General features: G+C 62.7%; 24 protein-coding genes. 20 read left to right on the plus strand and 4 right to left on the minus strand.

Going from position 1 to position 24,996, the window contains the following annotated elements; translation table 11 throughout:
* The first annotated feature begins 24 nt into the window (after positions 1 to 24).
* The 8 genes from IB234_RS06770 (at position 25) to IB234_RS06805 (ending at position 5,671) form a co-directional block, all read left to right on the plus strand.
* Positions 25 to 402 (plus strand): DUF4845 domain-containing protein, encoded by a 378-nt coding sequence (locus IB234_RS06770; RefSeq protein WP_192315774.1) that lies wholly within the window; start codon positions 25 to 27, stop codon positions 400 to 402.
* On the plus strand, positions 399 to 1,088 hold the full coding sequence (gene rnc, locus IB234_RS06775; protein WP_192315776.1) for a ribonuclease III: 690 nt from the start codon (positions 399 to 401) through the stop codon (positions 1,086 to 1,088). The genes IB234_RS06770 and rnc overlap by 4 nt, the downstream gene beginning before the upstream one ends.
* Positions 1,081 to 1,983 carry a GTPase Era gene (gene era, locus IB234_RS06780; protein ID WP_192315779.1) on the plus strand — a complete coding sequence of 301 codons (903 nt, stop codon included), beginning with the start codon at positions 1,081 to 1,083 and terminating at the stop codon, positions 1,981 to 1,983. The genes rnc and era overlap by 8 nt, the downstream gene beginning before the upstream one ends.
* Before the next feature lie 4 nt (positions 1,984 to 1,987).
* Positions 1,988 to 2,686, plus strand: a complete 699-nt coding sequence (recO, locus tag IB234_RS06785; RefSeq protein WP_192315781.1) for a DNA repair protein RecO — start codon at positions 1,988 to 1,990, stop codon at positions 2,684 to 2,686.
* A complete protein-coding gene (gene pdxJ / locus IB234_RS06790; protein ID WP_192315783.1) occupies positions 2,679 to 3,425 on the plus strand; it encodes a pyridoxine 5'-phosphate synthase in 747 nt (248 codons plus the stop codon). The genes recO and pdxJ overlap by 8 nt, the downstream gene beginning before the upstream one ends.
* A gap of 128 nt (positions 3,426 to 3,553) precedes the next feature.
* Positions 3,554 to 4,003, plus strand: a complete 450-nt coding sequence (locus IB234_RS06795) for a YcgN family cysteine cluster protein (protein WP_192315785.1) — start codon at positions 3,554 to 3,556, stop codon at positions 4,001 to 4,003.
* Positions 4,004 to 4,065: 62 nt separating this feature from the next.
* Positions 4,066 to 5,283 (plus strand): hypothetical protein, encoded by a 1,218-nt coding sequence (locus IB234_RS06800; RefSeq protein WP_192315788.1) that lies wholly within the window; start codon positions 4,066 to 4,068, stop codon positions 5,281 to 5,283.
* A 109-nt stretch (positions 5,284 to 5,392) separates the two neighbouring features.
* Positions 5,393 to 5,671: a SelT/SelW/SelH family protein gene (locus tag IB234_RS06805; RefSeq protein ID WP_192315790.1), complete on the plus strand. Its 279-nt coding sequence runs from the start codon at positions 5,393 to 5,395 to the stop codon at positions 5,669 to 5,671.
* On the opposite strand, the gene IB234_RS06810 is transcribed toward IB234_RS06805, so the two are convergent.
* The 4 genes from IB234_RS06810 to IB234_RS06825 form a co-directional block, all read right to left on the minus strand.
* Entirely contained in the window at positions 5,672 to 6,073 is a 402-nt protein-coding gene (locus IB234_RS06810; protein WP_192315792.1) for an META domain-containing protein, read from the minus strand.
* Positions 6,070 to 6,507 carry a hypothetical protein gene (locus IB234_RS06815; RefSeq protein WP_192315795.1) on the minus strand — a complete coding sequence of 146 codons (438 nt, stop codon included), beginning with the start codon at positions 6,505 to 6,507 and terminating at the stop codon, positions 6,070 to 6,072. The genes IB234_RS06810 and IB234_RS06815 overlap by 4 nt, the downstream gene beginning before the upstream one ends.
* A gap of 215 nt (positions 6,508 to 6,722) precedes the next feature.
* Positions 6,723 to 7,709, minus strand: a complete 987-nt coding sequence (locus tag IB234_RS06820) for a 2-hydroxyacid dehydrogenase (protein WP_192315797.1) — start codon at positions 7,707 to 7,709, stop codon at positions 6,723 to 6,725.
* A gap of 95 nt (positions 7,710 to 7,804) precedes the next feature.
* A complete protein-coding gene (locus IB234_RS06825) occupies positions 7,805 to 10,555 on the minus strand; it encodes an ATP-binding protein (RefSeq protein ID WP_192315799.1) in 2,751 nt (916 codons plus the stop codon).
* A gap of 109 nt (positions 10,556 to 10,664) precedes the next feature.
* On the opposite strand from IB234_RS06825, the gene IB234_RS06830 reads away from it, so the two are divergent.
* The 12 genes from IB234_RS06830 to IB234_RS06885 all read left to right on the plus strand — a co-directional run bounded on the left by IB234_RS06830 (position 10,665) and on the right by IB234_RS06885 (position 24,976).
* On the plus strand, positions 10,665 to 11,363 hold the full coding sequence (locus tag IB234_RS06830) for a response regulator transcription factor (protein WP_192315802.1): 699 nt from the start codon (positions 10,665 to 10,667) through the stop codon (positions 11,361 to 11,363).
* Between the two features lies 1 nt (position 11,364).
* Positions 11,365 to 12,696 carry a sensor histidine kinase gene (locus tag IB234_RS06835; RefSeq protein ID WP_192315804.1) on the plus strand — a complete coding sequence of 444 codons (1,332 nt, stop codon included), beginning with the start codon at positions 11,365 to 11,367 and terminating at the stop codon, positions 12,694 to 12,696.
* A 329-nt stretch (positions 12,697 to 13,025) separates the two neighbouring features.
* Positions 13,026 to 15,101 (plus strand): TonB-dependent receptor domain-containing protein, encoded by a 2,076-nt coding sequence (locus tag IB234_RS06840; RefSeq protein WP_192315806.1) that lies wholly within the window; start codon positions 13,026 to 13,028, stop codon positions 15,099 to 15,101.
* A gap of 170 nt (positions 15,102 to 15,271) precedes the next feature.
* Positions 15,272 to 16,543, plus strand: coding sequence for a class I SAM-dependent methyltransferase (locus IB234_RS06845; protein ID WP_318651987.1), 1,272 nt, complete (start codon positions 15,272 to 15,274; stop codon positions 16,541 to 16,543).
* Between the two features lie 100 nt (positions 16,544 to 16,643).
* Positions 16,644 to 16,931: an iron transporter gene (locus tag IB234_RS06850; protein WP_192315809.1), complete on the plus strand. Its 288-nt coding sequence runs from the start codon at positions 16,644 to 16,646 to the stop codon at positions 16,929 to 16,931.
* On the plus strand, positions 16,928 to 18,514 hold the full coding sequence (locus IB234_RS06855) for a PepSY-associated TM helix domain-containing protein (protein ID WP_192315811.1): 1,587 nt from the start codon (positions 16,928 to 16,930) through the stop codon (positions 18,512 to 18,514). Before IB234_RS06850 ends, IB234_RS06855 begins: the two co-directional genes overlap by 4 nt.
* Entirely contained in the window at positions 18,514 to 18,849 is a 336-nt protein-coding gene (locus IB234_RS06860; RefSeq protein WP_192315813.1) for a DUF3325 domain-containing protein, read from the plus strand. The genes IB234_RS06855 and IB234_RS06860 overlap by 1 nt, the downstream gene beginning before the upstream one ends.
* Positions 18,850 to 18,987: 138 nt before the next feature.
* Positions 18,988 to 19,875: a cysteine synthase CysM gene (gene cysM, locus IB234_RS06865; RefSeq protein ID WP_192315816.1), complete on the plus strand. Its 888-nt coding sequence runs from the start codon at positions 18,988 to 18,990 to the stop codon at positions 19,873 to 19,875.
* A 2-nt stretch (positions 19,876 to 19,877) separates the two neighbouring features.
* Positions 19,878 to 21,242, plus strand: coding sequence for a 23S rRNA (uracil(1939)-C(5))-methyltransferase RlmD (gene rlmD / locus IB234_RS06870; protein WP_192315827.1), 1,365 nt, complete (start codon positions 19,878 to 19,880; stop codon positions 21,240 to 21,242).
* An 80-nt stretch (positions 21,243 to 21,322) separates the two neighbouring features.
* Positions 21,323 to 23,569 (plus strand): GTP diphosphokinase, encoded by a 2,247-nt coding sequence (relA, locus tag IB234_RS06875; protein WP_192315830.1) that lies wholly within the window; start codon positions 21,323 to 21,325, stop codon positions 23,567 to 23,569.
* A gap of 17 nt (positions 23,570 to 23,586) precedes the next feature.
* Positions 23,587 to 24,417: a nucleoside triphosphate pyrophosphohydrolase gene (mazG, locus tag IB234_RS06880; RefSeq protein WP_192315832.1), complete on the plus strand. Its 831-nt coding sequence runs from the start codon at positions 23,587 to 23,589 to the stop codon at positions 24,415 to 24,417.
* A gap of 19 nt (positions 24,418 to 24,436) precedes the next feature.
* Positions 24,437 to 24,976 carry a DUF2058 domain-containing protein gene (locus IB234_RS06885; protein ID WP_192315834.1) on the plus strand — a complete coding sequence of 180 codons (540 nt, stop codon included), beginning with the start codon at positions 24,437 to 24,439 and terminating at the stop codon, positions 24,974 to 24,976.
* The last annotated feature ends 20 nt before the right edge of the window (positions 24,977 to 24,996 follow it).

Genomic DNA, 24,996 nt, shown 5'->3' on the forward strand with positions numbered 1-24,996 from the left:
CAATACCGATAATAGAGGTCGATCATGAAGTTCGCGCGCTCGCAGAAAGGTCTTTCCATGCTGGGGTGGGTGGCTGTATTAGCCGTGGTCGCCTTTCTCGCCAGCACTGGTTTCAAGATGTTCCCGCACTACATGGACTATTGGGCACTGGAAAAGGCCATCATGTCTGTGGAGACCGACAAGGCGGCCGACGTACGCTCGGTGCCGGAGTTCTATGCCCATATCAGCAAGATGATGCAGGTGAACGGCATTCGTGGCGTGGACTTGAAGGACATTCTTGAAATCAAAATCGAGAATAACGAGTTCAGGGCTCACCTGAAGTACGAACGCCGTGAAGCATTGATCGAGAATCTGGATTTGGTGGCCAATTTCGATAAAGAATTCCGCGTACGAATGCCGTGAGTTACTCCCTTTCCCGCCTAGAGCGTCAGCTCGGCCATACATTCCAGAGCCAGGATCTGATGCTCCTGGCCCTGACCCACCGCAGCTTCGCCGGTCGTAATAACGAACGTCTGGAATTTCTTGGCGATGCCATTCTCAACTTCGTGGCAGGTGAGGCGCTGTACGAGCGTTTTCCTCAGGCTCGCGAAGGGCAACTCTCCCGCCTGCGCGCGCGGTTGGTGAAGGGTGAGACCCTGGCCGTCCTTGCTCGTGGCTTCGAGCTGGGCGAGTACCTCCGCCTGGGGTCGGGGGAGCTGAAGAGTGGCGGATTTCGTCGCGAGTCTATTCTGGCGGATGCCCTCGAGGCGCTGATCGGGGCCATCTATCTGGATGCGGGCATGGACGTGGCCCGCGAGCGGGTACTTGCCTGGCTGAGCAACGAGCTGGACAGCCTGACGCTGGTGGATACCAACAAGGATCCCAAGACCCGTCTGCAGGAGTTCCTCCAGTCGCGGGCTGCCGAGTTGCCGCGCTACGAGGTGGTGGATATTCAGGGCGAGCCCCATTGCCGTACCTTTTTCGTGCAGTGCGAAGTGGCACTGCTGACCGACAAGACTCAGGGCCATGGCGCCAGCCGGCGGATCGCCGAGCAGGTGGCCGCTGCTGCCGCGCTTGTGGCGCTGGGTGTGGAGAACAGCCATGACTGATGCACCTGTGACCCGTTGTGGCTACGTCGCCATCGTCGGCCGCCCCAACGTGGGTAAGTCGACCCTGCTCAACCATATCCTCGGGCAGAAGCTGGCGATCACCTCGCGTAAGCCGCAGACAACCCGCCACAACATGCTCGGCATCAAGACCGAGGGCGACGTGCAGGCCGTCTATGTTGACACCCCTGGTCTCCACAAGCATAACGACAAGGCGCTCAATCGCTACATGAACCGCAGCGCTTCGACCGCCTTGAAGGACGTCGATGTCGTGGTATTCGTCGTCGACCGTACTCGCTGGACCGACGAGGACCAGATGGTGCTCGAGAAGGTCCAGTACGTGAAATGCCCCATCCTGCTGGCGGTGAACAAGGCGGATCGTCTGGAAGACAAGAGCGAGCTGCTGCCTCATCTGGAGTGGTTAGCCACCCAGCTGCCACAGGCCGAGGTGGTGCCCATATCCGCACTCCATGGGCAGAACCTAGATACCCTGGAGCGTCTGGTGGCGGAGAATCTGCCGGAGTCCGAGCACTTCTTCCCTGAAGACCAGATTACTGACCGCTCCAGCCGTTTCCTCGCTGCCGAGCTGATCCGCGAGAAGATCATGCGCCAACTTGGCGCCGAGCTACCGTACCAGATCACCGTCGAGATCGAGGAATTCAAGCAGGAGGGGCGGGTGCTGCATATCCACGGATTGATCCTGGTTGAGCGCGACGGCCAGAAGAAGATCATCATTGGTGACAAGGGCGAGCGCATCAAACGCATCGGTCAGGATGCGCGCAAGGACATGGAGGTGCTTTTCGACTCCAAGGTCATGCTCAACCTCTGGGTCAAAGTGAAGGGCGGCTGGTCCGACGACGAGCGCGCGCTGCGGTCGCTGGGCTACACCGACTTCTGAACCCATGCCTAACGGTGCGCTACCGGCTTTCGTCCTCCACAGCCGGCCGTACAAGGAAACCAGCGCACTGGTCGACTTCCTCACTCCCGAAGGGCGGCTGCGTGCAGTGCTGCGGGGCGCCCGCGGCAAGGCCGGCGGTCTCGCCAGGCCATTCGCACCGCTAGAGTTGGAGTTGCGGGGGAGGGGGGAGCTGAAGAGTGTCGGCCGTCTCGAGGCCACCGGTATCGCTCACTGGCTGCAAGGTCAGACGCTCTACAGCGGCATGTACCTCAATGAGCTTCTTTTGCGCCTGCTGCCCTCCGAAGACCCTCACCCCGCGCTGTTCGATCATTACGCCCTGACGCTCCGGGCGCTGTCCGCCAATCCGCCGCTGGAGCCGCTGTTGCGCGCCTTCGAATGGCGCCTGCTGGACGACCTGGGCTATGGTTTCGCCTTGGATATCGATATTTCGGGTCACCCGGTTGTTGCCGACAGCCTCTATCGCCTGCACCCGGACGCCGGCATGGAACCAGTGGGCCAACTGCAGCCCGGCCTGTTCCAAGGCATCGATCTGCTAGCCATGGCCGAGGCGGACTGGTCGTCTCCTGGCGCCCTGGCTGCCGCCAAGCGCCTGATGCGCCAGGCTCTGGCTCCTCATCTGGGCGGTCGACCTCTGGTCAGCCGCGAACTCTTCATGACTCTCAAGGAACCTGTCCGTGACTGAAGCCAACCGCATCCTCCTCGGCGTCAACATCGACCACGTGGCCACACTCCGCCAGGCCCGTGGTACCCGCTATCCGGACCCGGTCAAGGCCGCGCTGGATGCCGAGGAGGCAGGCGCCGATGGCATTACCGTGCATCTGCGCGAGGATCGCCGGCATATCCAGGAGCGTGACGTTCGCATACTCAAGGAGGTACTGCAGACGCGCATGAACTTCGAGATGGGCGTCACCGACTTCATGCTTGATTTCGCCGAACAGATTCGGCCCGAGCATGTGTGTCTGGTGCCGGAAACCCGCCAGGAGCTGACCACCGAAGGTGGCCTGGATGTGGCTGGCCAGGAGGAGCGGATCAAGGCGGCGGTGCAGCGCCTGGCCAGACTGGGGTGCGAGGTGTCGTTGTTCATCGATGCCGAAGAACGGCAGATCGAGGCTTCCCGACGTATAGGTGCGCCAGCCATCGAATTGCACACCGGCCGCTATGCCGACGCCCTCACACCGGCGGAGAGTGCTCGCGAGCTGGCTCGTATCCGTGATGGGGTGGCGTGCGGCCTTGCCCATGGGCTGATCGTCAACGCTGGTCATGGGCTGCATTACCACAATGTCGAGCCGGTTGCGGCGATCGCCGGCATTCATGAGCTGAACATCGGCCATGCGATCGTGGCTCAGGCACTGTTCGTCGGCTTCAAGGGCGCAGTGGCGGAGATGAAGCAGTTGATTGTCGCAGCTGCTGGTCGCGGCTGAGTCCTCGATTACCCAGGCAGCCAGTTCTGCACGCGCTGCCCGGGGTACTCGCCCGCCAGTCATCTGCGCTTGGCGGGTGTGGCGCCAGGGGCTAGACTTCCGCTCCTTTTTCGTCACGTCCTTCAGCCATGGCTGCCAAAGTTCAACCCTTCTGGATGCGCAAGACACTCGACCAACTCGACCGAGAGGAGTGGGAGTCGCTGTGCGACGGCTGTGGCCTTTGCTGTCTCCAGAAGCTGGAGGACGAGGACGACGGCAGCGTTTACTACACGCGTATCGCCTGCAAGCTGCTAGACCTGAAGACCTGTCGCTGCAGCGACTACCCTAATCGACAGCAGTATGTACCCGACTGCATCCAGCTGACGCCTGCCCAGGCCGACCAGTTCCAGTGGTTGCCTCCTACCTGTGCCTACCGCCTGGTCGGCGAGGGCAAGGATCTGCCGCTATGGCACCATCTGGTCTGTGGTGATCCAGATGCAGTACATCATGAGCGCATATCCCAGTCCGGCCGTATGCTTGCAGAAGGCAGCGTGGCGGAAGAGGACTGGGAAGATCATCTGATCTTCCGTGCCGGTTGAGCGTTTCCAGCCCCGAATGGGTCAAACCCGGTTCATTGTCATCTTCTAGGGAGTCTTCACCGATGCCTGCCCGCCAGTTGCTGGTTGCCATCCTGCTTAGCAGCCTGAGTTCCCCATTGTGGGCTGCCAAGCGAGTCGATCTCGATTACCTCGTGCGCTTCCTCCCGGATAGCGATCAAGCCGAGGTCACCCTGACACTGGAGAAGGGTGAGGTCGTCCGGAGCCTCGACTTCAATCTGGGTGACAAGGGCTACTACAGCGATTTCAAGGGGGACGGTTGGCAGCAGAGCGATGCCAAGCGAGGTATCTGGAAACCGTCCAAAGGAAAGAGCAGCCTGAGTTATCGCGTGCGGATAGATCATCCGCGTGACAACGGTAAATTCGATGCGCGGATGACCGCGGGCTGGGCGCTGTTGCGTGGCGATGACCTCGTCCCCAGTGCGCATCTGGACAAGGAGGACAAGGTCGAACTGGTTGCACGACTGCAGTTCGAGCTTCCGCAGGGCTGGACGAGCGTGGAGACAGGTTGGCCGCGGGTGGGCAAGAACAAGTTCCGTATCGACAATCCCTCGCGTCAGTTCGATCGGCCCACGGGCTGGATTCTGGCAGGCAAGCTGGGCAGTCGTCGTGCCCAGCTGGGCGATACCGATGTCACGGTGGCCGCGCCGGTTGGCGAGGGCATGCGGCGCATGGACATCATCACGCTGTTGACCTTCATCTGGCCCGAGGCACAGGCGGTGTTTCCCAGAGACCCCGCCAAGCTGCTCGTCGTCGGGGCTGGCGATCCCATGTGGCGCGGAGGCCTGTCGGCGCCCAACTCTGTCTTCTTCCATTCCGATCGCCCGCTGGTCAGTGAGAACGGCACCAGTTCGCTGGTGCACGAGCTGGTCCATGTATTCAGCCGCATCCGCGACACTGACAAGAGCGACTGGATCAGTGAGGGATTGGCCGAGTACTACGCGATCGAACTCATGCGTCGTGCGGGTGGAATGAGCGAGGATCGCTATCAGGCTGTCCGCAAGAAGCTGGTGAACTGGAGCAAGAAAGTCGATAGCCTGCGCACCGAAACGTCCACCGGACCTGTCACTGCTCGAGCGGTTCTTCTGCTGCAGGAGCTGGATCGCGAGATCCGCAAGAGCACCGACAATCAACGCTCGCTGGATGATGTCACGCGTGGCCTGATGCGCCTGGACAAGGTCAGCACCAAGGACTTCATCGAGATCAGCGAAAATGTCATGGGGCGTGGTTCGCAGGTGCTGGAAACCAAGCTGCTGCGCTGAATGGCCTCCGCTCGTTCCTTTGTGGCCGGGGGTTGCTGATGCGCAGTGAGGACTGGGTCTTCTGAGCGGTCCTGTTAATGGCCGCTCCAAATGCAATGAGAGTACTGCTATGTCCGGCAAACCTGGCGTGACCATCACCTACTGCACTCAATGCCAGTGGATGCTGCGGGCGGCGTGGTTGGCACAGGAGCTGCTCTCTTCCTTCGCCGATGAGCTTGAGTGGGTAGCCCTCAAGCCGGGGACTGGCGGGATCTTCATCATCAGCTGTGACGGTGTTCAGCTGTGGGAGCGCAAGTCCGATGGTGGTTTTCCCGAGGCCAAGGTGCTCAAACAGCGTCTGCGTGACCTGATCGATCCAGAGCGGAATCTCGGGCACATTGATCGATGATCAGCCTTCTTCCGGCCACAGGCGGATCGGTAGACCTTCCACGGGCCATAGACGCAGCTGACCGGTAGCGGATACGTCCCAGCGGCTGATCTTGCTCAGCAAGTCGAGAAATCGCTGCTCCTGCTCCATCAGAGCAGGGGCGCATAGTTTGCGGGTGGTGCCCGCCTGCTCGAAATGCAGCGTATCGCCCTGTCGCGTATAGCTGGCAAACCAGTGGTTGCAGCCGGCATTGCCATAGGCACGACCATCCTCGCCCAAGGTGATGGTGAGGTGGCTTCGGTCGACAAGCGGGCGCTCACCGATCCATTCCACGCTGTACGCCTTTTCGTTCTCCAGTTGCGGTGGATTGCCGGAGCAACCCGCCAGGACCACTAGAAAACCTGTAGCCAGCATCTGCCTCATGCGCTTCGCTCCTGACAGTTCGGGCACCAGTGCTTACCCTCGTGGCTCGACCAGCCTAGCTCGGCCAGGCGCAGCTCGGCTGCGACAGGCTGAGCCTGCTTGCCGAGCGAGGCGTCGACCGCGAACTCGAGGTCGATACGCTTGCCGCAGCCATCGCAATCTACCTGCCAGTTATGGATGGCCAGTTCGCGGAAGACCGGTCCGCTGGCGACGGCCAGCCACTGGCCAGGGGGATTGATCAGATGACGAACCTTTTCCACGACCAGGCTCATGGACAGATCTCGGCTGCCTTTGAGGGTGACGAGCAACGTATCGCCAGCCTGAATGGCACCACCGTTGCCGGTGACCTGATAGCGGCCCGGTGCCAGAGCGCGGCATTCGGTCAGCGTGTGTTGGGGACTGAGCAGGGTGTAGCGGAAATCGTGGGTGGTCATGGGGCCTCCAGAAACCCCGTCATACTGGGGCTGTTCCGTTTCGTTCGCAAATCGCATCGCTTACATGGTCGTTCCGTCGTCGTGCGGCTGGCATCTTCACTCCAGACCTGCGCGTGCCACCGACGTGATTCCGCCGGCACTCCGGAGCGAGGAGGGGGCCGGCATTGGAGCTTTTCCGGTCGCCCATCAGGCTTAGGTGTCAGCCCTGACGACGTTCACGTGACCTGATTGGCTGGGCTGCCGGCGGACCAGGCGGCGATGTTCTTCAGGGTGACCCCCGCGATCGCGGCCAGCGCCTCGTGGGTGAGGAACGCCTGGTGAGCGGTGACGATCACGTTGGGGAAGGTCAGCAGGCGCGCCAGGACGTCGTCCTGCAGCGGCTGGTCGGAGCGGTCCTCGAAGAACAGGTCGGCTTCCTCCTCGTAAACATCTAAGCCCAGATAGCCGAGCTGACCGCTCTTCAAGGCATCGATCAATGCGGGTGCATCCACCAGCGCACCACGCCCGGTGTTGATCAGCATGGCGCCACGCTTCATTCGCGCGAGCGTATCGGCGTCTATCAGGTGATAGCTGGTCTCAGTCAGCGGGCAGTGCAGACTGATCACATCGCTGCGAGCGATCAGCTCATCGAGCGGGACCTGGTTGGCCTGAAGCTGATCCAGCCCTCTGATGGGAGCTGGGTCGCTGATCAGCACATGGCATCCGAAGCCCACCATGATACGGGCGAACGCCAGACCGATCTGCCCTCCGCCGATCACACCTACCGTCTTGCCGTGAAGGTCGAAGCCGGTCAGCCCATGTAGCGAGAAGTCCCCCTCGCGAGTGCGATTGAATGCCCGATGGATGCGCCTGTTCAGCGCCAGGATCAGCGCTACTGCATGTTCGGCGATAGCCTGCGGCGAGTAGGCAGGCACCCTGGCAACCGTGAGGCCGAGCTCCCTGGCAGCATGCAGGTCGACATGGTTGTAGCCTGCCGAGCGCAGGGCTATCAGGCGTACCCCGGCGTCTGCCAGGCGTTTCAAGACGGGCGCGGAGAGGTCGTCATTGATGAAGGCACAGGCCACCTCGCAGCCTTCGGCCAGCGTCGCGGTGTCAATGTTGAGCAGGCTGTCCTGGAAATGGATCTGCCAGCCGTCAGGCAGGCCGCGGGCGATGAAGCTCGCGCGGTCATAGGGCTTGCTGCTGTACATGATGATGCGCATCGGTCTCTCCAGAGCCTTGACTCCCGCGTCGATCAACAGGGCGCACGAGCGAGGGTCTCATGACGCCGAGCTCGCTTCGGTGCAGGCTCAACCGTTCAGGCGTGGGCAATGGTTTCATCGGCCAGTCGGCCGATGGCGATATCCAACTCGTCGAGCGCCTCCCCGGCGGCCGGGTCATCCTGCTTGAGCAGGGTCTCGGCGCGCTGGCAGGCGGCCCGCAGTTGGGGTACGCCACAATAGCGAGTGGCCCCGTGCAGGCGATGGACCCGTTCGATCAGTGTCCTGTGGTCTGCTGCGTCCCGGGCCTGACGAATGGCCTGGCGGTCCCCCGGCAGGCCGGTGAGCAGCATGTTCAGCATGTCGCGCGCCAGGTCCGCCTTGCCTGCCGCCAGGCGTAGCCCTTCGGTAGGGTCGAGTATGCGCAGCCCCTCCTCATGAATGGTGATGGGTGGTGTCGTGGGTGGCGGCTGATTGCGCAGGGCCAACCCGGTCCACTTGAGAATGACCTGGGCGAGCTGTTTCTCGTTGATGGGCTTGGTCAGGTAGTCATCCATGCCGCCCTGGAGCAGGGCACGCTTCTCATTGGCCAGGGCATGGGCGGTGAGCGCCACGATCGGCAGCGCGGTGCGTTCATGCTCCTGCTCCCATTGACGGATGGCCTCGGTAGCCTGGCGGCCGTCCATGCCGGGCATCTGCACGTCCATGAAGACCAGGTCGAAGGCATGGTCGCGAACGGCCGCGACGGCGGCCTGGCCGCTGTCCACCGCCATGACGTCGGCTCCCATGTCTCCGAGCAGCGTCTGCACCAGCATCAGGTTGGCGGGATTGTCATCCACGCAGAGCAGACGAGGAGGGCGGCTGGTGAGCAGAGGTGTCGGCTCGACCTTGAGCGGGCGCGGGCTGACCAGTTCGCTCAGCACGCGCAATAGCTTGCGTGTGCAGGCGGGCTTGGACTGCAGTTGCAGATGGGCGCCCGGCAGGGCTTCGTGGTACAGCGCCTGTTCCGTGGTGGGGCAGAGGACGAGCGGCTTGCAGCCCAGGCGGTTGAGTTCCCACAGCTGCTTGTCCAGCGCCCGCACGGGGAATTCCTGGGCGTTGATGCCGAGCACGGCCAGGTCGATGGGGTGGCCGGCCTCGCGTTGCAGGGCTACCTGCCCCAGCAACTGATCGAAGCTGTCGAACTCCAGAACCTGGAGGCCACAATCCGCCAGTTGATGGTGCAGGGCCTGGCGGGTCAGTTCGTGGCTTTCCAGCATGGCCACTCGGCGGCCCTGCAACGGGGCGCGGGGAAGATCGTCGGCGTCGTCGCGTGCCTTCGGTAGGGTCAGGCTGATCCAGAACTCCGAGCCGGTTCCCGGGTTGCTGTCCACGCCGATCTCGCCACCCATCTGTTCGATCAGGCGTTTGGAGATGACCAGCCCCAGGCCAGTACCGCCGGCCTGGCGGCTCAGTGAGTTATCGGCCTGACTGAAGGCCTGAAACAGTGCGCGCAGGTCGTCGTCGGACAGCCCGATGCCCGTGTCCTGCACGCTGATGCGCAGCTGGGCTCGGTCGTCGCTCTCGTCCTCGACCATGGCACGCACGGCGATAGTGCCTTCGCGGGTGAACTTGATGGCATTGCTCACCAGATTGGTCAGCACCTGCTTCAGGCGCAACGGGTCGCCCTGCAGAGCCAGTGGGGTGTCGCGGTAGATCAGGCTGACGAGCTCCAGTTGCTTCTCGTGGGCCGAGGGGGCGAGGATGGTCAGGCAGTCCTGGATCAGGTCGCGCAGGTTGAACGGAATGTTCTCCAGTACCAGCTTGCCAGCCTCGATCTTGGAGAAGTCGAGCACTTCGTTGATGATCCCCAGCAGGCTCTCGGCGGACTTCTCGATGGTGCCCAGGTAGTCCTGCTGACGCGGGGTCAGGTCGCTCTTCTGCAGCAGGCCGGTGAAGCCGAGGATACCGTTGAGCGGGGTGCGGATCTCGTGGCTCATGTTGGCCAGGAACTCGGACTTGATGCGGCTCGCCTCCAGCGCCTCCTTGCGTGCCAGATCCAGTTCGATGTTCTGGATCTCGATGGTTTCCAGGTTTTGCCGCACGTCCTCGGTGGCCTGGTCGATGCTGTGCTGCAGCTCCTCCTGCGCACTCTGCAGCGAAGCGGCCATGGCGTTGATGCCATCGGCCAGGTCGTCCATCTCATGATTGCCCAGCGGCGGCAGGCGGGTTTCCAGCTGCCCTTTCCTGAGCATCTCCACGCCAAGCTTGATGATGCGCAGAGGATCGTTGATCGTCCGACTCATGCGCAGGGCGAGCAATGCGGTGACAGTCAGGCCCGCGGCAATCAGGAGCAGGCTAGCGAACAGGCTGCGATAGCCCTGCACCAGAGTTCGGTGGTGGGACAGCTCCAGCTCCACCCAGCCCAGTAGCCGGTCGGTGCTCTCGTCGGAGGGCGGCGCGCTACGTTGATGACGGCCGAACACCGGCATCAGGAAGCGGGTTGCGTCATCGCCACTGCTGGTGGCCATGGGCTCCACCGTGGTCTGCGGAGCGGGGTTGAGCATCGTCGGGCCGGCGTGGGCGAGTTTGTGGCGTTTGGCCGAGAGGAAGCCCACGGCACGCACGTCCTGCTGGTTCAGGGCGTCCTCGGCTAGCCGACGGAGCTGATCGCTGTCGCTGGTAGCAAGTGCGGGGGCTGCCAGGGGGGCCAGATGCTGAACGACCAGCTCTCCTCGCTGCAGCAGCTGGTTGCGCAGGTCGGCCAGTTGCATCCAGGTGAAGTAGCCGCCCAACACCAGCGCCAGCAGGCTGGTAGGCAGCAGGGTGAGCAGCAGCACTCGCCCCTTGATGCCGAGATCCTTGAGCACGACGTTCTCCACTGAAGTTCAGAGGGCAGTTTAGCCATTCGGCGAGTGGGAATCTGCATGCGTTTTTGGCAGAATATTCGATATTTATTCTCATTTGAGATATTTCCGCATGTCCGCTACTGCCGCTCGCATTCTTGCCATCGAGGACGATCCCGTTCTGGCTTCGCATCTGCACGAGCATCTGGGGCGGCGTGGGTTCGACGTGACGTTGCAGCACGATGGCGAGGAAGGCCTCGCACTGGCCTGCGCCGAATCCTTCGATCTGGTGTTGCTGGATATCCTGTTGCCTGGGCGCAACGGACTGGATGCCCTGGCCGAGCTCCGCCGCAAGCGAGGGGTGCCCGTGATCCTGATGTCGGCGCTCGGTGCCGAGCAGGATCGTATTGCCGGGTTCAGCCAGGGGGCTGACGACTATCTGCCCAAGCCGTTCGCCATGGCTGAGCTGGAGGTCCGCATCGCCGCCATCCTGCGCCGGGTGGCTTACGAGCGTCGCCAGCAGGAGCCAGCATCCGCCCAGGCTCTGAGGTTCGACGAGCGCCGGTGCGATGTCTGCCACGAGGACCGTTGGGCGCAGCTGACCAGCACCGAGTACCGGTTGCTGGAGACCTTTGCCGGCCATGCGGGAGAGGTATTGAGCAAGGCATTTCTCTATCAGCAGGTGCTGCATCGCCCGTTCTCCGCTCATGACCGGGCCCTGGACATGCACGTGAGCCACATTCGCCGCAAATTGCAGGCTATCGGCTATCAGGCCGGGCGACTGGAGACGGCGTGGGGTAAAGGCTACCTGTTCCAGGTCGACGAGGACTGAGATGCTCTCTCGCCATTCGCTGTTCTGGAAGCTGACAGGCGCGTTGGCGCTTTTCTGCCTGCTGATGGTCAGCCTGCACCTCGATCTTGGCAGATGGGTCAATGAGGCAACCTCGCGCCTGCCCGAATCGTCCAAGCAGACGCTGGTCGGTTATGCCCGCGACGCCGAGCTTGCCTGGCGGATGCGTGGCGCAGAGGGCGCCGATGCGTACCTGCAGGCGTTGCGTGAACGCGAGCAGGTATGGGCCGTGATGGTGGATGAGCATGACCGGTCGCTGTCGTCTCAGCCGATGAGCGAGGAGGAGCGCAGGCGCCTGGACTTCATCCGCCCATTGGATGGCCTGATGGGCAGGCCCACGGGATGGCCGACGTTCTATATCCCGTTCGCGGATGGTGAGCATCGTCTGGTGATGGAGTTGCCGCGTGAGCTGAGTCCGAGGAAATATCGCGAGGTGTGGGAGGTCCTGCTGCAACGGGTGCTGCCGGGTGCGCTCGCGGTATTGCTCGGCGTGTTGCTGTACCGAGCGCTTATCGCGCCGCTGGGGGCTCTTCATCGCCAGGCCCTGGCGCTCAGCACCGGTAATCTTGCCGCCAGGGTCGGCGATAGCGTGACCCGCAGGCGTGATGAGCTGGGTGAGCTGGGCCGGGCCTTCGACCACATGGCTGGGCGGCTCGAACACACGGTGGCCTACCAACGTCAGCTGCTACGCGACCTCTCCCATGAGCTACGCACGCCGTTGTCGCGTCTGCGGGTGGCAGGCGAATGCGCGGGGGACTTGGAGCTTCTGCGCGAGCGCCTGGAGCGTGAAGTTCAGTGCATGCAGCGCCTGGTGGACGACACGCTGGAGCTGGTCTGGCTGGACACCGAGCGTCCTCAGCCTGCGCTCGAGGAAATCGATGTGCCGGCCCTGTGGGGAGTCATCAGCGAGAACGCCTGTTTTGAAAGTGGATGGGCTGTCGAACGGCTGCGTTGCGAGTTGCCTGTCGACTGCAGGGTGAATGGCCACCTCAATGGGCTGGCGCAGGCCCTGGAGAACATCGTGCGCAACGCCATCCGCCACTCACCTCCGGACGGTGTGATCCGGCTGAGCGGAGCCCGGGACGGTGCCTTCTGGCAGCTGCATATCGAGGATCAGGGTGGCGGTGTTCCGACAGCACAACTGAAAGCCATTTTCCGTCCCTTCACTCGCCTCAACGCTTCCCGCCCAGGGGGCGACGGCTTCGGTCTTGGCCTGGCCATCGCGCGGGGAGCCGTGCGCATGCAGGGCGGGTCACTATGGGCGGAGAATGGCGGAAGTGGCTTGCGCCTGAATATGCGGCTGCATAGTGTATAGTTTGTAAATTGAATTTACTCTCAAATGTGAATTCATATCATTCTTGACCGATCCGCTCAGTGCGTGACGAGTCGCAGCGTTTCTTTCCTCCGCTCGCCCGCCTGTGTGCGTCCCCCCATTGCACAGGAACTTCACCGCACTGCCCATCTTTCAATCGAGTGCCGTCCGACGGGTACCGAGTGCCTCGATCTACCTGTTCGTGGTCATGACCCGATGGCGATCGATCTGGCTGAGGATTGAGCGAGGGCTGCGCGGTTTTTCTTGATGGGCCGGAATAAAGAAACCACTGCCGACACTTGAGTCATCCTGTTTTTCTAGGAGCTATCCGCATGTCACGAATCACGCATCAGCCCGCCGCAGGGAAGAAACCTCAGTTCAAGAAGAGCCTGCTGGCAGCTGCAATGGCCTCTCTGGCGTTTCCGGCGCATGCAAGCGAGCAGCTGGAGCTGAAAGAGGTCGTAGTCACTGCCTCGGGCTTCGAGCAGAGCATCAAGGATGCCCCGGCGGCCATCACCGTCATCAGTGCGGAAGAGCTGAAGAAGAAGTCCTACACCGATGTCACCGATGCACTGAAGAACGTTGCCGGTGTGCAGATATCCGGTGGCGGTGTCGAGCGCTCCATCATGATTCGCGGCATGACTGCCGGCTATACGCTTTTCCTGATCGATGATCGACCAGTGCAGGGCAACGAGTCCTTCGGCTTGAATGGTTCCCAAGCTGGCACACCGATCAATTTCCTACCGCCGATCGAGGCCATCGACCGCATCGAAGTGATTCGCGGCCCGGCCTCCTCGCTCTACGGCTCCGATGCCATGGGCGGGGTGATCAATATCATCACCAAGAAGATCCGGAACGAATGGGCTGGCAGCATCACCACCGAGTACACCATGGCCGACAGCGCCAACAAGGTGAACGAGGATGGCTACCAGACCAGCGCCTATCTGAACGCGCCATTGATTGATGACGTGCTGGCGCTGCAGCTGAATGGCTCGTTCCTGCATCAGGACGAGGCCCACTTCGTCGGCGGCAGCGACAGTGCTGCGGCCGATCCAAAGTTCCGGCGGTCGAATGCCGGCGGCAAGCTGGGCTGGAACATCAACGAGGAAAACCTGGTTACCCTGAGCTACAACGAGGCTCTGCAGCGCCGCTGGCACAACCCGGGCAAGAGCCTCGACGAGGCCGACGAGGCCAGCTACAACAAGTCCATCCAGAAGACCTACGCCATCACCCACGAGGGGCGTTATGGCGACTTGTTGCTGGATACCTACCTTAACTACGACACCTCGGAAAACCCAACCCGGGTCAATGAAAACACCGGCAACGGCATCGAATATGGTGTGCTGACCGCCAACACCCAGGCTACCTACTTCTTCGATTCGCACACCCTGACCGGTGGCCTGACGCACAAGAACGAGAAGCTGGAGGATGGCGCGACCAGTGGCCTGCGCCCGCCAGTGGTTCCTGTGGCGGATGCAGTCGTCGAGATGGAGCGCTACCAGAACTCCGCCTTCCTGGAGGACAACTGGAGCCTGACCGACGATCTGACCCTGACTCTGAGCGGCCGCTACGACGACAACGAGGCCTTCGGCAGCGAGTTCAGTCCCAAGGTCTACGCGGTCTACCACCTGACCGACAACTTCACCCTCAAAGGCGGCGTCACCTCGGGCTACAAGGCTCCCAGCCTGCGCCAGAGCGCTACCGATTTTGGCTCCTCGTCCATGGGCGGGGTGATCATCGGTAACCCGGATCTGATTCCGGAAACCAGCCTAAACCGCGAGATCGGTATCGGTTACGAGAACTTCGATCTGGGCCTGAGCAGCACCCTGACGGTCTACCAGACCGACTACCAGGACAAGATCAACCGCACCGGCCGCGTGTGTGCGCAGAACGTTCCCTGCACCTACAACGGCACCAACTACCCCGCCCACCAGTACGGTTACACCGCCTACGAGAACGTGGACGAGGCGAAGCTCGAAGGCGTCGAGTTCACGCTGGACTACCAGATCCTCGACAACCTGATGTACCGCCACAGCTACACCTATACCAGCACTGAGCAGGAGTCGGGCCAGTACAAGGGCGAGCCGCTCAACGATGTGGCCAAGCACATGTTCAACTTCTCTCTGGACTGGCAGGCGACCGAGAAGATGAACCTGTGGACCCAGGTCAACTATCGCGGAGAAACCTCCGGTCGATGGCAGACGGGTACCAGTGGTTCCAGCACCAACGGCGTGACCTACCCGTCCTACACCTTCGCCGATGTTGGCGTGGTGTATGCCGCCACCAAAGATCTGAATCTCAAGTTCGGCATCTACAACGTCACCAACAAGGAAGTCACCACCGACGATGACTACGCCTACAACCTCGATGGACGGCGCTACATCTTCGGTCTGACCCAGAACTTCTGAGTGCAGATCGGCGATCTCTCCGTGTGCCACGAGCCCAGGGCGAGATCGCTGGAGAATCCTGAGGAGCTGCCCGCGGAAACCCGCCTGGCAGCTCTTCGTTTGCGTTTCCAGGAGGTGTGGGCATGTCTAACGAATTCGGCTCCCCGCGAATGAAGAGGCAGGATGGTTATGTGGCGGACGTGTCCTATCCGCCGCATTTTCATAAAGAGATGCAGCCCGTGTGGCTGGCCAGTGTGGCGCACCTGCTGGGTACCGCTGCACCCGATATCACAAGACCATATACCTACTGCGAGCTGGGTTGCGGCCTGGGTATCAATCTGCTGGTGGCGGCGGCCACCAATCCACTCGGGCAATTCGTCGGTGTCGATTTCAACGCGCGGCACCTCGCTGTTGCCGAGGAGGCTGCCGGCGCGTTGGGCCTGGGCAATCTGCGTTTCGTCCATGCCGACTTCGCCCGGTTCGAGCGGGACAACGAGCAGCCTTTCGACTTCATCGCGAGCCATGGTGCGTGGTCGTGGATAGCGCCCGCGCAACAGCAACATGTTCTGCGACTGGTTGAGCGCTCGCTGAAACCCGGTGGGTTGTTCTACCTGCACTACATGTGTCATCCCGGTGCGACCCAGATGATTCCGGTCCAGAAGCTGCTGAACGAGCTGGCGCCGCATGTGGCTGGTGATTCGGAGGGGCAGGTTCAAGCCGGCATCGAGCTACTTTGTCGCCTGGATGCGGCCGGCGTATTCGTTGATCAGCCACGCCTGAGCGCCAGCCTGCGAACCTTGAGACAGGCCAACCCCGCCTATCTGGCTCATCACTTCCTCTCGGATCACTGGGCGCCTCAGCATTCGGTTGACCTGCATCGTGCGGTGGCACGCGGCGGGGTTGCCTACCTGGGCAGCGCCAATGTCTTCGAGAACCTGGACAGTCTCTCCATCCCCGGCGCCGCCCAGCCTCTGCTGGCAGGGCTGCCATCCCCGGCGCTACGGGAGGCGGTGAAAGACCTGGCACGCAACCAGCACCAACGGCAGGACCTGTTCCAGCACTCCCCCGAGGCGCTAGCGGTGCCGGAGCACCGGCGGCGCGTGGGCGCGATGCGCTTCTGTCTCGGTCCACAGGCGCCCGGTACTGGCGGCCTGAGCTTCGCAACGCCGATCGGGGAGATCCAAGGGCCGGCGGCGATATTCTCGCCCCTGCTGGATCGCCTGGCACAGGCCCCTGCCTCGTTCGACGAGCTGAGCACGTTGCCTGCGTTTTTCGACAACCCCGGCTTGCTCTCGCAGTCACTGCAGATGCTCATGTGGCAGGGTTCCGTTCATCCGCTGCGTGACGACGGCCGGGGCTGCGACGAGTCGGCCGGCCGCCTGCGGGAGTGGTTGGAGCAGCACGGGATACGGCTCGCGGTCATGGCCGAGTGCGGCACGGCTGCCCATACGAACCCACTGTAGAAATGGGCCTGCGTAACCAGACTCCGATCCTGCCTATGTTCGGCACTCTGCCGCCGTGCTGTGCACTGTGCGGCGGGCGCGACACCCTTGGGAAAACGCTATGAAATCCTCGCATTTCGCCTGGCCCGTCCTGTCACGGACCCTGGCCGCCATTCTCGGTGGCTACGCCTTTACCTACGCCTTCACCGCGGCATTGGCCCGATTGCTGCCGCTGACTCCGAGCGATGCGCTGGTGGTGGCCACGCTGCCTGCCTTCGTCATCTATCCGTTGGCCATTCTCTGGGCCTTCGCCTGTGACAGCGCCGCGCGCGCCTGGTATGGCGTCGCTTTGGCCGTACCGCTGGCGCTGGTCGGTTTCTGGCCGCAGCTGTCGAGGGCGCTGACATGAGCAAGCCGCAGACCATCACGCAGAAGCTGTCCTGGCTGCACACCTGGGGCGGGCTGATCTTCGGCTGGCTGCTGTTCGCTATCTTCCTAACCGGGACCCTGGCGGTGTTCGACAAGGAGATCGACCATTGGATGAAGCCGGAGGTGCCCGCTCACGAGGTCAGCCAACTGGACGCGGCCCAGCGTGCACTGGCCTATCTGCAGGCCAATCACGCGGGTGCCAGCGCCTGGAACATCGGCCTGCCCAGCGAGCGTTCGCCGGGCCTCACCGTATCTGCTGGCGAGCAGCGTCGCGGCGGCGGTGAACAGCTGGACCCGCGCACTGGCGAACGGCTCGACAGTCGTGAAACGGCTGGTGGAGGCTTCTTCTTCCGCTTCCATTTCACCCTCAACCTGCCGCGCACCCTGGGCATCTGGTTGGTAGGGCTGGCCGCGGTGGCGATGCTGGTGGCGTTGGTCAGCGGTATCGTCATCCACAAGAAGTTCTTCAAGGAGTTCTTCACTTTCCGACCGGCCAAGGGCCAGCGTTCCTGGCTGGATGCGCACAACGCCAGCGGCGTGCTGCTGCTGCCGTTCCACCTGATGATCACCTATACCGGACTGGTGATCTTCTACCTCATCTATATGCCCGCAGCGGTGGATGCCCTGTTCGACGGCAATCGCGAAGCGGCCTTCGGTCGTGGCCCGCAGGGTGGCGAGTCTCGTGAGGTTCAAGCGCGTGCCGATGGTGGTCAGCGCCAGGGGCGGGGGATCGGCGAGGGGCGTGGCGAGCGAGTGGCGTCCTCTGTCGTATTGACCGATCTGGCGCCGCTGCTGGCGGAGGCCGAACGAGCGATGGGGCCGTTGTCCGGGCTGTCGATACGCAACCCGGGACGCACCGATGCTCGTATCGAGGTGCGCCCGGTACTGGGTAATCGCATCGAGCTGACCAAGGGCCAGAGCATGCAGTTCGACGGCGTCACCGGTCAGGTGCTGCGCGCGCCCAATGTCAGTCGCCCTGTGCAGCTCACCCAGCGGGTGATGGCCGGGCTGCACTTCGCCCAGTTCGGTGGCTACCCGATGCGCTGGCTGTATTTCGTCTGTGGCCTGGTCAGCAGCGGGATGATCGCCACCGGGCTGGTGCTGTTCACCGTCAAGCGCCGCCGCCGCCCGGACGCCGAGGGTGTGCTGGCGGCACGGATGTATGCTGTCGCCGAGCGTGTCAATGTCGCCGTGGTGGCGGGCCTGGCCGTGGCTTGTGTCGGCATGCTCTGGGCCAATCGCCTGTTGCCGGTGGACCTGGCTGAACGCGGCGGCTGGGAGGTACGGGTGTTCTTCGGTCTGTGGTCGCTGACGCTGGTGCATGCCTGGCTGCGTCCCTGCCTGGCTGCCTGGCGTGAGCAACTGGGCCTGGCGGCAGGGCTGTGCATCGGCCTGCCACTGCTGGGCATGGTGAGCGGTGGTGATGGGAGCACACGCCTTTTGCTGGAACTGACAACTCTGGCAATAGGCACTGCACTGGCCTGGACCTGCTGGCATGTCGGTCGCCCGGCGGAGGTCAAGGCGCCCCGCAGACCCGCTCGTGCGACCGTGGAGGTAGCCTGATGCTCAGTGCTTTCTTCGGCGGCACGCTACTGGCATACGGTGGCATGGTTGCGCTGTATCAGGGATTGGAGCGTCACTACAAGCAGGTCTGGGGCTCTGTACCGAGCGTTGCGCGACGCAGATCGCTGCGCGGCCTCGGCTGGCTGGCGCTAGGGCTGAGCTTCGCTACTTGTGTGCTGGGTTGGGGCTGGGCCATGGGGCCGGTGGGCTGGTTCGGCCAGATATCTCTGGCAGGTTTCGCCTTGGTCATGCTGCTGCCTTATGCGCCGCGCCTGAGCATCTGGCTGGCGCCGGCTGGTCTGCTCGGCTGGGCCCTGTGCGGCCTGGTGCTGTAGTGGATATTCGGGGATGGTGGCGAAGCGAGTTCCTCGTTATAGCCTTCGGCTCTAGAAGCCTAGCGTTCCGCAATATGGCCGCGACGGGTTTGCCGGTATCATAGGCGCCCCTTCCGAGTCTGGATTGCGAACATCGCCATGACCGTGCAGTACCCTACTATCGCCGACTGCATCGGCAATACCCCGCTGGTTCGCCTGCAGCGCTTGCCCGGCAACACCTCGAACACTCTGCTGGTGAAACTGGAGGGCAACAATCCGGCCGGTTCGGTGAAGGATCGCCCGGCGCTGTCGATGATCACTCGCGCCGAGCTGCGCGGCGACATCCAGCCCGGCGACATCCTGATCGAGGCCACCAGTGGCAATACCGGCATCGCTCTGGCGATGGCGGCGGCGATCAAGGGTTACCAGATGATCCTGATCATGCCGGACAACTCCACCGACGAACGCAAGGCAGCCATGACTGCCTATGGCGCCGAGCTGATCCTGGTGGACAACATGGAAGTGGCCCGTGACCTGGCCCTGGCCATGCAGGCCGAAGGCAAGGGCAAGGTGCTCGATCAGTTCGCCAATGGCGACAATCCTGAAGCCCACTATCGCGGCACCGGACCTGAAATCTGGCAGCAGACGGACGGTGGCATCACCCACTTCATCAGCTCCATGGGTACCACCGGTACCATCATGGGCACCTCTCGCTACCTCAAAGAGCAGAACCCGGCCATCGAGATCATCGGTCTGCAGCCGCAGGATGGCTCGGCCATCCCCGGCATCCGCCGCTGGCCGCAGGAGTACCTGCCGAGCATCTACGACTCCAGTCGGGTGGATCGCGTGCTGGACATCACTCAGGCCGAGGCCGAGGAGATGATGCGCCGTATGGCGCGCGAGGAAGGCATCTTCTGTGGCGTCTCCTCCGGTGGTGCAGTGGCAGCCATGCTCCGGCTGGCCCAGGAAGTGGAGAGCGCCGTGATGGTGGCGATCATCTGCGACCGCGGTGACCGCTATCTGTCTTCCGGACTGTTCAACCAGTAATTATGGCCAAGCATAAATCGTTGCGTTTTCAGCCTGCCGGCGGTGAGCGTAAGGCGCAGGTGCCGGTCGGCAAGAAGCAGAAGCTGGTGGTCGAGCGCCTGTCCAACGATGGACGCGGCATCGCTTTCATCGAGGGGCGCAGCTGGTTCGTCGCCGGCAGCCTGCCTGGCGAGGAGGTAGAGGCCCGCGTGCTCAATGCCCGCAGCCAGGTGGTGGAGGCGCGCACCGAGCGCGTGTTGCGTGCGGTGGAGCTGCGCCGCGAAGCACCCTGTGCCCATGCGGGTACCTGCGGTGGTTGTAACCTGCAGCACCTGCCCCATGACGAGCAGCTCGCCCTGAAACAGCGCACGCTGGCCGAGCAGTTGCAGCGCGTTGCCGACGTGCAGCCGGATGAATGGGTGGTGCCATTGATTGGCCCCGAGTTGGCCTATCGCCGTCGCGCGCGCATCGCGGTGCGCTGGGATGTCAAGGCCAAGCGCCTGGACGTCGGCTTCCGCGCTGCCTCCAGTCAAGACATCGTCGCCATCGATGACTGTCCCGTGCTGGTACAGCCCTTGCAGCCGATCCTGCGCGAACTTCCGCTACTGCTGAGGCGTTTGGAGAAGCCCCAGGCCCTCGGTCATATCGAGTTGTTTCATGGCACTCAATCGGCCCTGCTGTTGCGTCACACGGCCCCGCTGGGTGAGGCGGATATGCAGCGCCTGCGCGAGTTTTGCGCAGGCCATGAGGCGCAACTGTGGCTGCATGGCATTGGCGAGCCCGAGGCGGACCATCCAGGGCCGGGTAGCCCAGAAAAAGCATTGGGCTACCGCCTGGAGCCCTGGAGCCTGGAGCTGCAGTATCGGCCTGGCGATTTCGTTCAAGTCAACGGAGCGGTCAATCAGGCGATGGTCGAACAGGCGCTAGACTGGTTGGCGCCGCAGACTGGTGAGCGTGTGCTGGACCTGTTCTGCGGCCTGGGCAACTTCGCCCTGCCGCTGGCGCAGAAGGCGCGAGAAGTGGTGGCGGTGGAAGGTGTGCAGACCATGGTCGATCGGGCTCGCGCGAACGCCGAAGCCAACGGCCTGGGCAATCTGCACTTTTTCCAGGCCGACCTGTCGAACCCGCTGGCCGGAGCCCCCTGGGCTGTCGAGGGCTTCGCAGCGATACTGCTGGACCCCCCGCGCGACGGTGCATTCGAGGTGGTCAAGCAGATTGGCGAGCTGGGCGCACGGCGCCTGGTATATGTTTCGTGCAACCCTGCGACCCTGGCGCGTGACACCGCCGAACTGGTCCGGCAGGGCTACCGGCTGAAACGGGCCGGGATTCTCGACATGTTCCCGCAGACGGCGCATGTGGAGGCGATGGCGTTATTCGAGATGGGCTAGGATGCCCATGCAATCCGACCGGCTCAGAGAAGGCTGGCGATAATCCGGCGCGCTGCGGCCCGCCGTAGGGAAGGCAGAAGATGGTACAGGTGAGAGCACACCAGCCGATCAACCTCGACGGCAGCATTAACCTCGAGGCCTGGCTGGATCACACGCTGAGCGTCGACCCGGCGCTGGATCGTGAAGCCCTGAAGGCGGCCTGCGAGTTCGCCCGCGAGGTCGAGCAGCAGGCCAACGCTGCCCAGAATCTCTGGGCGGAGGGCACCTCCAGCTTCCAGACTGGCCTGGAGATCGCCGAGATCCTGGCTGACCTCAAGCTGGACCAGGACAGCCTGGTGGCGGCGGTGATCTACCGCGCCGTGCGCGAGGGCAAGACCACGCTGAAAGTGGTGGGTGAGAAGTTCGGCCCAGTGGTGGCCAAGCTGATCGAAGGCGTGCTGCGCATGGCTGCCATCAGCGCCTCGCTCAACCCGCGCGACTCCCTGGTGCTCGGTTCCCAGGCCCAGGTGGAGAACCTGCGCAAGATGCTGGTGGCGATGGTCGACGATGTACGCGTCGCCCTGATCAAGCTGGCCGAGCGCACCTGTGCGATCCGCGCGGTTAAACATGCCGACGATGAGAAACGCCATCGCGTTGCCCGCGAGGTGTTTGACATCTACGCACCGCTGGCTCACCGCCTGGGCATCGGCCATATCAAGTGGGAGCTGGAGGACATTTCCTTCCGCTACCTGGAACCCGAGCAGTACAAGCAGATCGCCAAGTTGCTGCACGAGCGTCGTCTCGATCGCGAGCAGTACATCGCCGATGTGATGAATCAACTGCGTGACGAGCTGACCGCCACGGGCATCAAGGCCGACATCAGTGGTCGGGCCAAACACATCTACTCCATCTGGCGGAAGATGCAGCGCAAGGGCTTGCAGTTCAGTCAGATCTACGACGTGCGTGCGGTGCGCGTGCTGGTGCCGGAGGTTCGCGACTGCTACACCGCGCTGGGCATCGTGCACAGCCTGTGGCGGCACATCCCCAAGGAATTCGACGACTACATCGCCAACCCCAAGGAGAACGGCTACCGCTCTCTGCACACGGCAGTGATCGGCCCGGACGGTAAGGTGCTGGAGGTGCAGATCCGCACCCAGACCATGCATGAAGAGGCCGAGCTCGGCGTCTGCGCCCACTGGAAGTACAAAGGCACCGACGTGCGCGGTGGCTCCGATCACTACGAAGAGAAGATGGCCTGGTTGCGTCAGGTGCTCGAGTGGCATGAGGAGCTGGGCGACATCGGCGGCCTGGCCGAGCAGTTGCGCGTCGATATCGAACCGGACCGCGTCTACGTCTTTACTCCAGACGGCCACGCCATCGACCTGCCCAAAGGCGCCACACCGCTGGACTTCGCTTACCGCGTGCACACCCAGATCGGCCACAACTGCCGGGGTGCCAAGGTCAATGGCCGCATCGTACCGCTGACCTACAGCTTGCAGACCGGCGAGCAGGTGGAGATCATCACCTCCAAGCAAGGTGCGCCAAGCCGAGACTGGCTCAACCCCAACCTGGGCTATATCACTACGTCGCGGGCGCGGGCCAAGATCGTCCACTGGTTCAAGTTGCAGGACCGTGAGCAGAACGTCGCCGCCGGCAAGGCCATGCTGGAGCGTGATCTGTCGCGCCTGGCACTGCAGGCCGTGGACTTCGCCAAGTTGGCTGAGAAGTGCAACCTGAAGACCGCCGAGGATATGTACGCGGCGCTTGGCGCCGGCGACTTGCGCCTGGCACATGCGGTCAACCTGGCCCAGCAGCAGGTAGAGCCGGAGCGTGCCAGCGAACAGTTGGAGCTGATTCCGCGGCGTTCTTCTACGCCACGACCGGGTCGTCGTGGGGATATCCAGATCGAGGGTGTCGGCAACCTGCTCACGCAAATGGCCGGTTGTTGCCAGCCTCTGCCGGGTGACCCCATCGTCGGTTACATCACGGTCGGGCGGGGCGTCAGCATCCATCGCCAGGATTGTGCCTCGGTGCTGCAACTGGCCGGCCGCGAGCCGGAGCGGATCATTCAGGTCAGCTGGGGGCCGGTGCCGGTGCAGACCTATCCGGTGGACGTGGTCATTCGCGCCTACGACCGTTCCGGTCTGTTGCGCGACGTATCCCAGGTGTTGCTCAACGACCGTATCAACGTGCTGGCTGTGAACACCCGCTCGAACAAGGAGGACAACATCGCCTCCATGTTGCTGACCATCGAGATTCCTGGCTTGGATTCGCTGGCCCGGCTGTTGGCGCGGATCAGCCAGTTGCCGAACATCATCGAGGTTCGCCGCAGCCGCTCGGGCAGCTGACCGGCGCAGGATCAAGCATGTACACAATCGACGACCTGTTGCATCTGATGGCCCGCCTGCGTGATCCGCAGCATGGCTGTCCATGGGACCTCAAGCAGAGCTACGCGACCATCGTCCCGCACACCCTCGAGGAAGCCTACGAAGTGGCCGATGCCATCGAGCGCGGCGACTTCGATCATCTGCCTGGAGAATTGGGCGACCTGCTCTTCCAGGTCGTCTACTACAGCCAGCTGGCGAAGGAGGAGGGGCGTTTCGAGTTTGCCGGTGTGGTCGATGCCATCACCCGTAAGCTGGTGCGTCGTCATCCCCATGTGTTTCCCGATGGCGACCTCTACGGTGCGCCAGACATGGCCCGCCTGGAAGAAGCGGCGATCAAGCAGCGCTGGGAAGAGATCAAGGCCGAGGAGCGCGCCGAGAAGGCTGCCGTGCCTGAGCAGTTGTCTCTGTTGGATGACGTTCCGCAGGCACTGCCAGCCTTGAGTCGTGCGGCCAAGCTGCAGAAGCGTGCGGCTCAGGTTGGTTTCGACTGGCCCGAGGCACTGCCGGTGGTGGACAAGCTGCGCGAGGAGTTGGACGAGGTGCTGGAGGCCATGAGCGAGAACGACGCTGAGGCCATCACCGAGGAGGTTGGCGATCTGCTATTCGTTGCGGTCAATCTGGCGCGGCACCTCAAGGTCGATCCGGAAGTTGCCCTGCGGGCAGCCAACAACAAGTTCGAGCGGCGTTTCCACTACATCGAGCAGACGTTGCGCGATACCGGCCGCCCCATCGAGAATTGCAGCCTGGAAGAGCTGGACGCCCTGTGGGGCGAAGCCAAGAAGCTAGAAAAGCAGCCGCCCGGCTGCTGATGATCAAGAGCGAGTACCCATGAGCCTTTCCCTCCGTGACCAGTTGCTGAAAGCCGGCCTGGTCAATGAAAAGCAGGCCAAGCAGGCCGGCAAGCAGAAGCAGAAGCAGCAGCGTCTGGAGAAGAAGAACCAGGTCGAGGTGGATGACTCGCAGAAGCAGGCCGCCCTGCAAGCCAAGGCCGAGAAGGCCGCCAAGGACCAGGAGCTGAACCGCCAGCAACAGGAGAAGGCCCAGCAAAAGGCAATTGCTGCACAGATCAAGCAGTTGATCGAGACCAGTCGCTTGCCGAAGCTGAATAGCGAGGATTACTACAACTTCGTCGACGACAAGAAGGTCAAGCGCATTGCGGTGAACAACCTGATGCGCGACAAGCTCAGTCGAGGCTCGCTGGCCATCGTTCGTCATAGTGGCGGCTACGAGATCATTCCGCGTGAAGCAGCGCTGAAGATTCAGGAGCGCGATCCAGGCCGCATTCTGTTGCTCAATACCCAGGTCGAGGCGCCGGATGCCGATGATCCGTATGCGGCTTACCAGGTGCCAGACGATCTGATGTGGTAACGAAGGAGCCGGGTAAATGC

The sequence above is a fragment of the Pseudomonas sp. PDM16 genome, assembly GCF_014851865.1.
Lineage (GTDB): Bacteria > Pseudomonadota > Gammaproteobacteria > Pseudomonadales > Pseudomonadaceae > Aquipseudomonas.

Coding starts and splice junctions, on each gene's coding strand:
- IB234_RS06820 (WP_192315797.1), bottom strand. CDS start 7,709: ATGCGCATCATCATGTACAGCAGCAAGCCCTATGACCGCGCGAGCTTC.
- recO (WP_192315781.1), top strand. CDS start 1,988: ATGCCTAACGGTGCGCTACCGGCTTTCGTCCTCCACAGCCGGCCGTAC.
- IB234_RS06830 (WP_192315802.1), top strand. CDS start 10,665: ATGTCCGCTACTGCCGCTCGCATTCTTGCCATCGAGGACGATCCCGTT.
- era (WP_192315779.1), top strand. CDS start 1,081: ATGACTGATGCACCTGTGACCCGTTGTGGCTACGTCGCCATCGTCGGC.
- cysM (WP_192315816.1), top strand. CDS start 18,988: ATGACCGTGCAGTACCCTACTATCGCCGACTGCATCGGCAATACCCCG.
- relA (WP_192315830.1), top strand. CDS start 21,323: ATGGTACAGGTGAGAGCACACCAGCCGATCAACCTCGACGGCAGCATT.
- IB234_RS06840 (WP_192315806.1), top strand. CDS start 13,026: ATGTCACGAATCACGCATCAGCCCGCCGCAGGGAAGAAACCTCAGTTC.
- IB234_RS06800 (WP_192315788.1), top strand. CDS start 4,066: ATGCCTGCCCGCCAGTTGCTGGTTGCCATCCTGCTTAGCAGCCTGAGT.
- mazG (WP_192315832.1), top strand. CDS start 23,587: ATGTACACAATCGACGACCTGTTGCATCTGATGGCCCGCCTGCGTGAT.
- IB234_RS06835 (WP_192315804.1), top strand. CDS start 11,365: ATGCTCTCTCGCCATTCGCTGTTCTGGAAGCTGACAGGCGCGTTGGCG.
- IB234_RS06860 (WP_192315813.1), top strand. CDS start 18,514: ATGCTCAGTGCTTTCTTCGGCGGCACGCTACTGGCATACGGTGGCATG.
- IB234_RS06795 (WP_192315785.1), top strand. CDS start 3,554: ATGGCTGCCAAAGTTCAACCCTTCTGGATGCGCAAGACACTCGACCAA.
- IB234_RS06770 (WP_192315774.1), top strand. CDS start 25: ATGAAGTTCGCGCGCTCGCAGAAAGGTCTTTCCATGCTGGGGTGGGTG.
- IB234_RS06855 (WP_192315811.1), top strand. CDS start 16,928: ATGAGCAAGCCGCAGACCATCACGCAGAAGCTGTCCTGGCTGCACACC.
- IB234_RS06885 (WP_192315834.1), top strand. CDS start 24,437: ATGAGCCTTTCCCTCCGTGACCAGTTGCTGAAAGCCGGCCTGGTCAAT.
- IB234_RS06805 (WP_192315790.1), top strand. CDS start 5,393: ATGTCCGGCAAACCTGGCGTGACCATCACCTACTGCACTCAATGCCAG.
- rlmD (WP_192315827.1), top strand. CDS start 19,878: ATGGCCAAGCATAAATCGTTGCGTTTTCAGCCTGCCGGCGGTGAGCGT.
- IB234_RS06810 (WP_192315792.1), bottom strand. CDS start 6,073: ATGAGGCAGATGCTGGCTACAGGTTTTCTAGTGGTCCTGGCGGGTTGC.
- IB234_RS06850 (WP_192315809.1), top strand. CDS start 16,644: ATGAAATCCTCGCATTTCGCCTGGCCCGTCCTGTCACGGACCCTGGCC.
- IB234_RS06815 (WP_192315795.1), bottom strand. CDS start 6,507: ATGACCACCCACGATTTCCGCTACACCCTGCTCAGTCCCCAACACACG.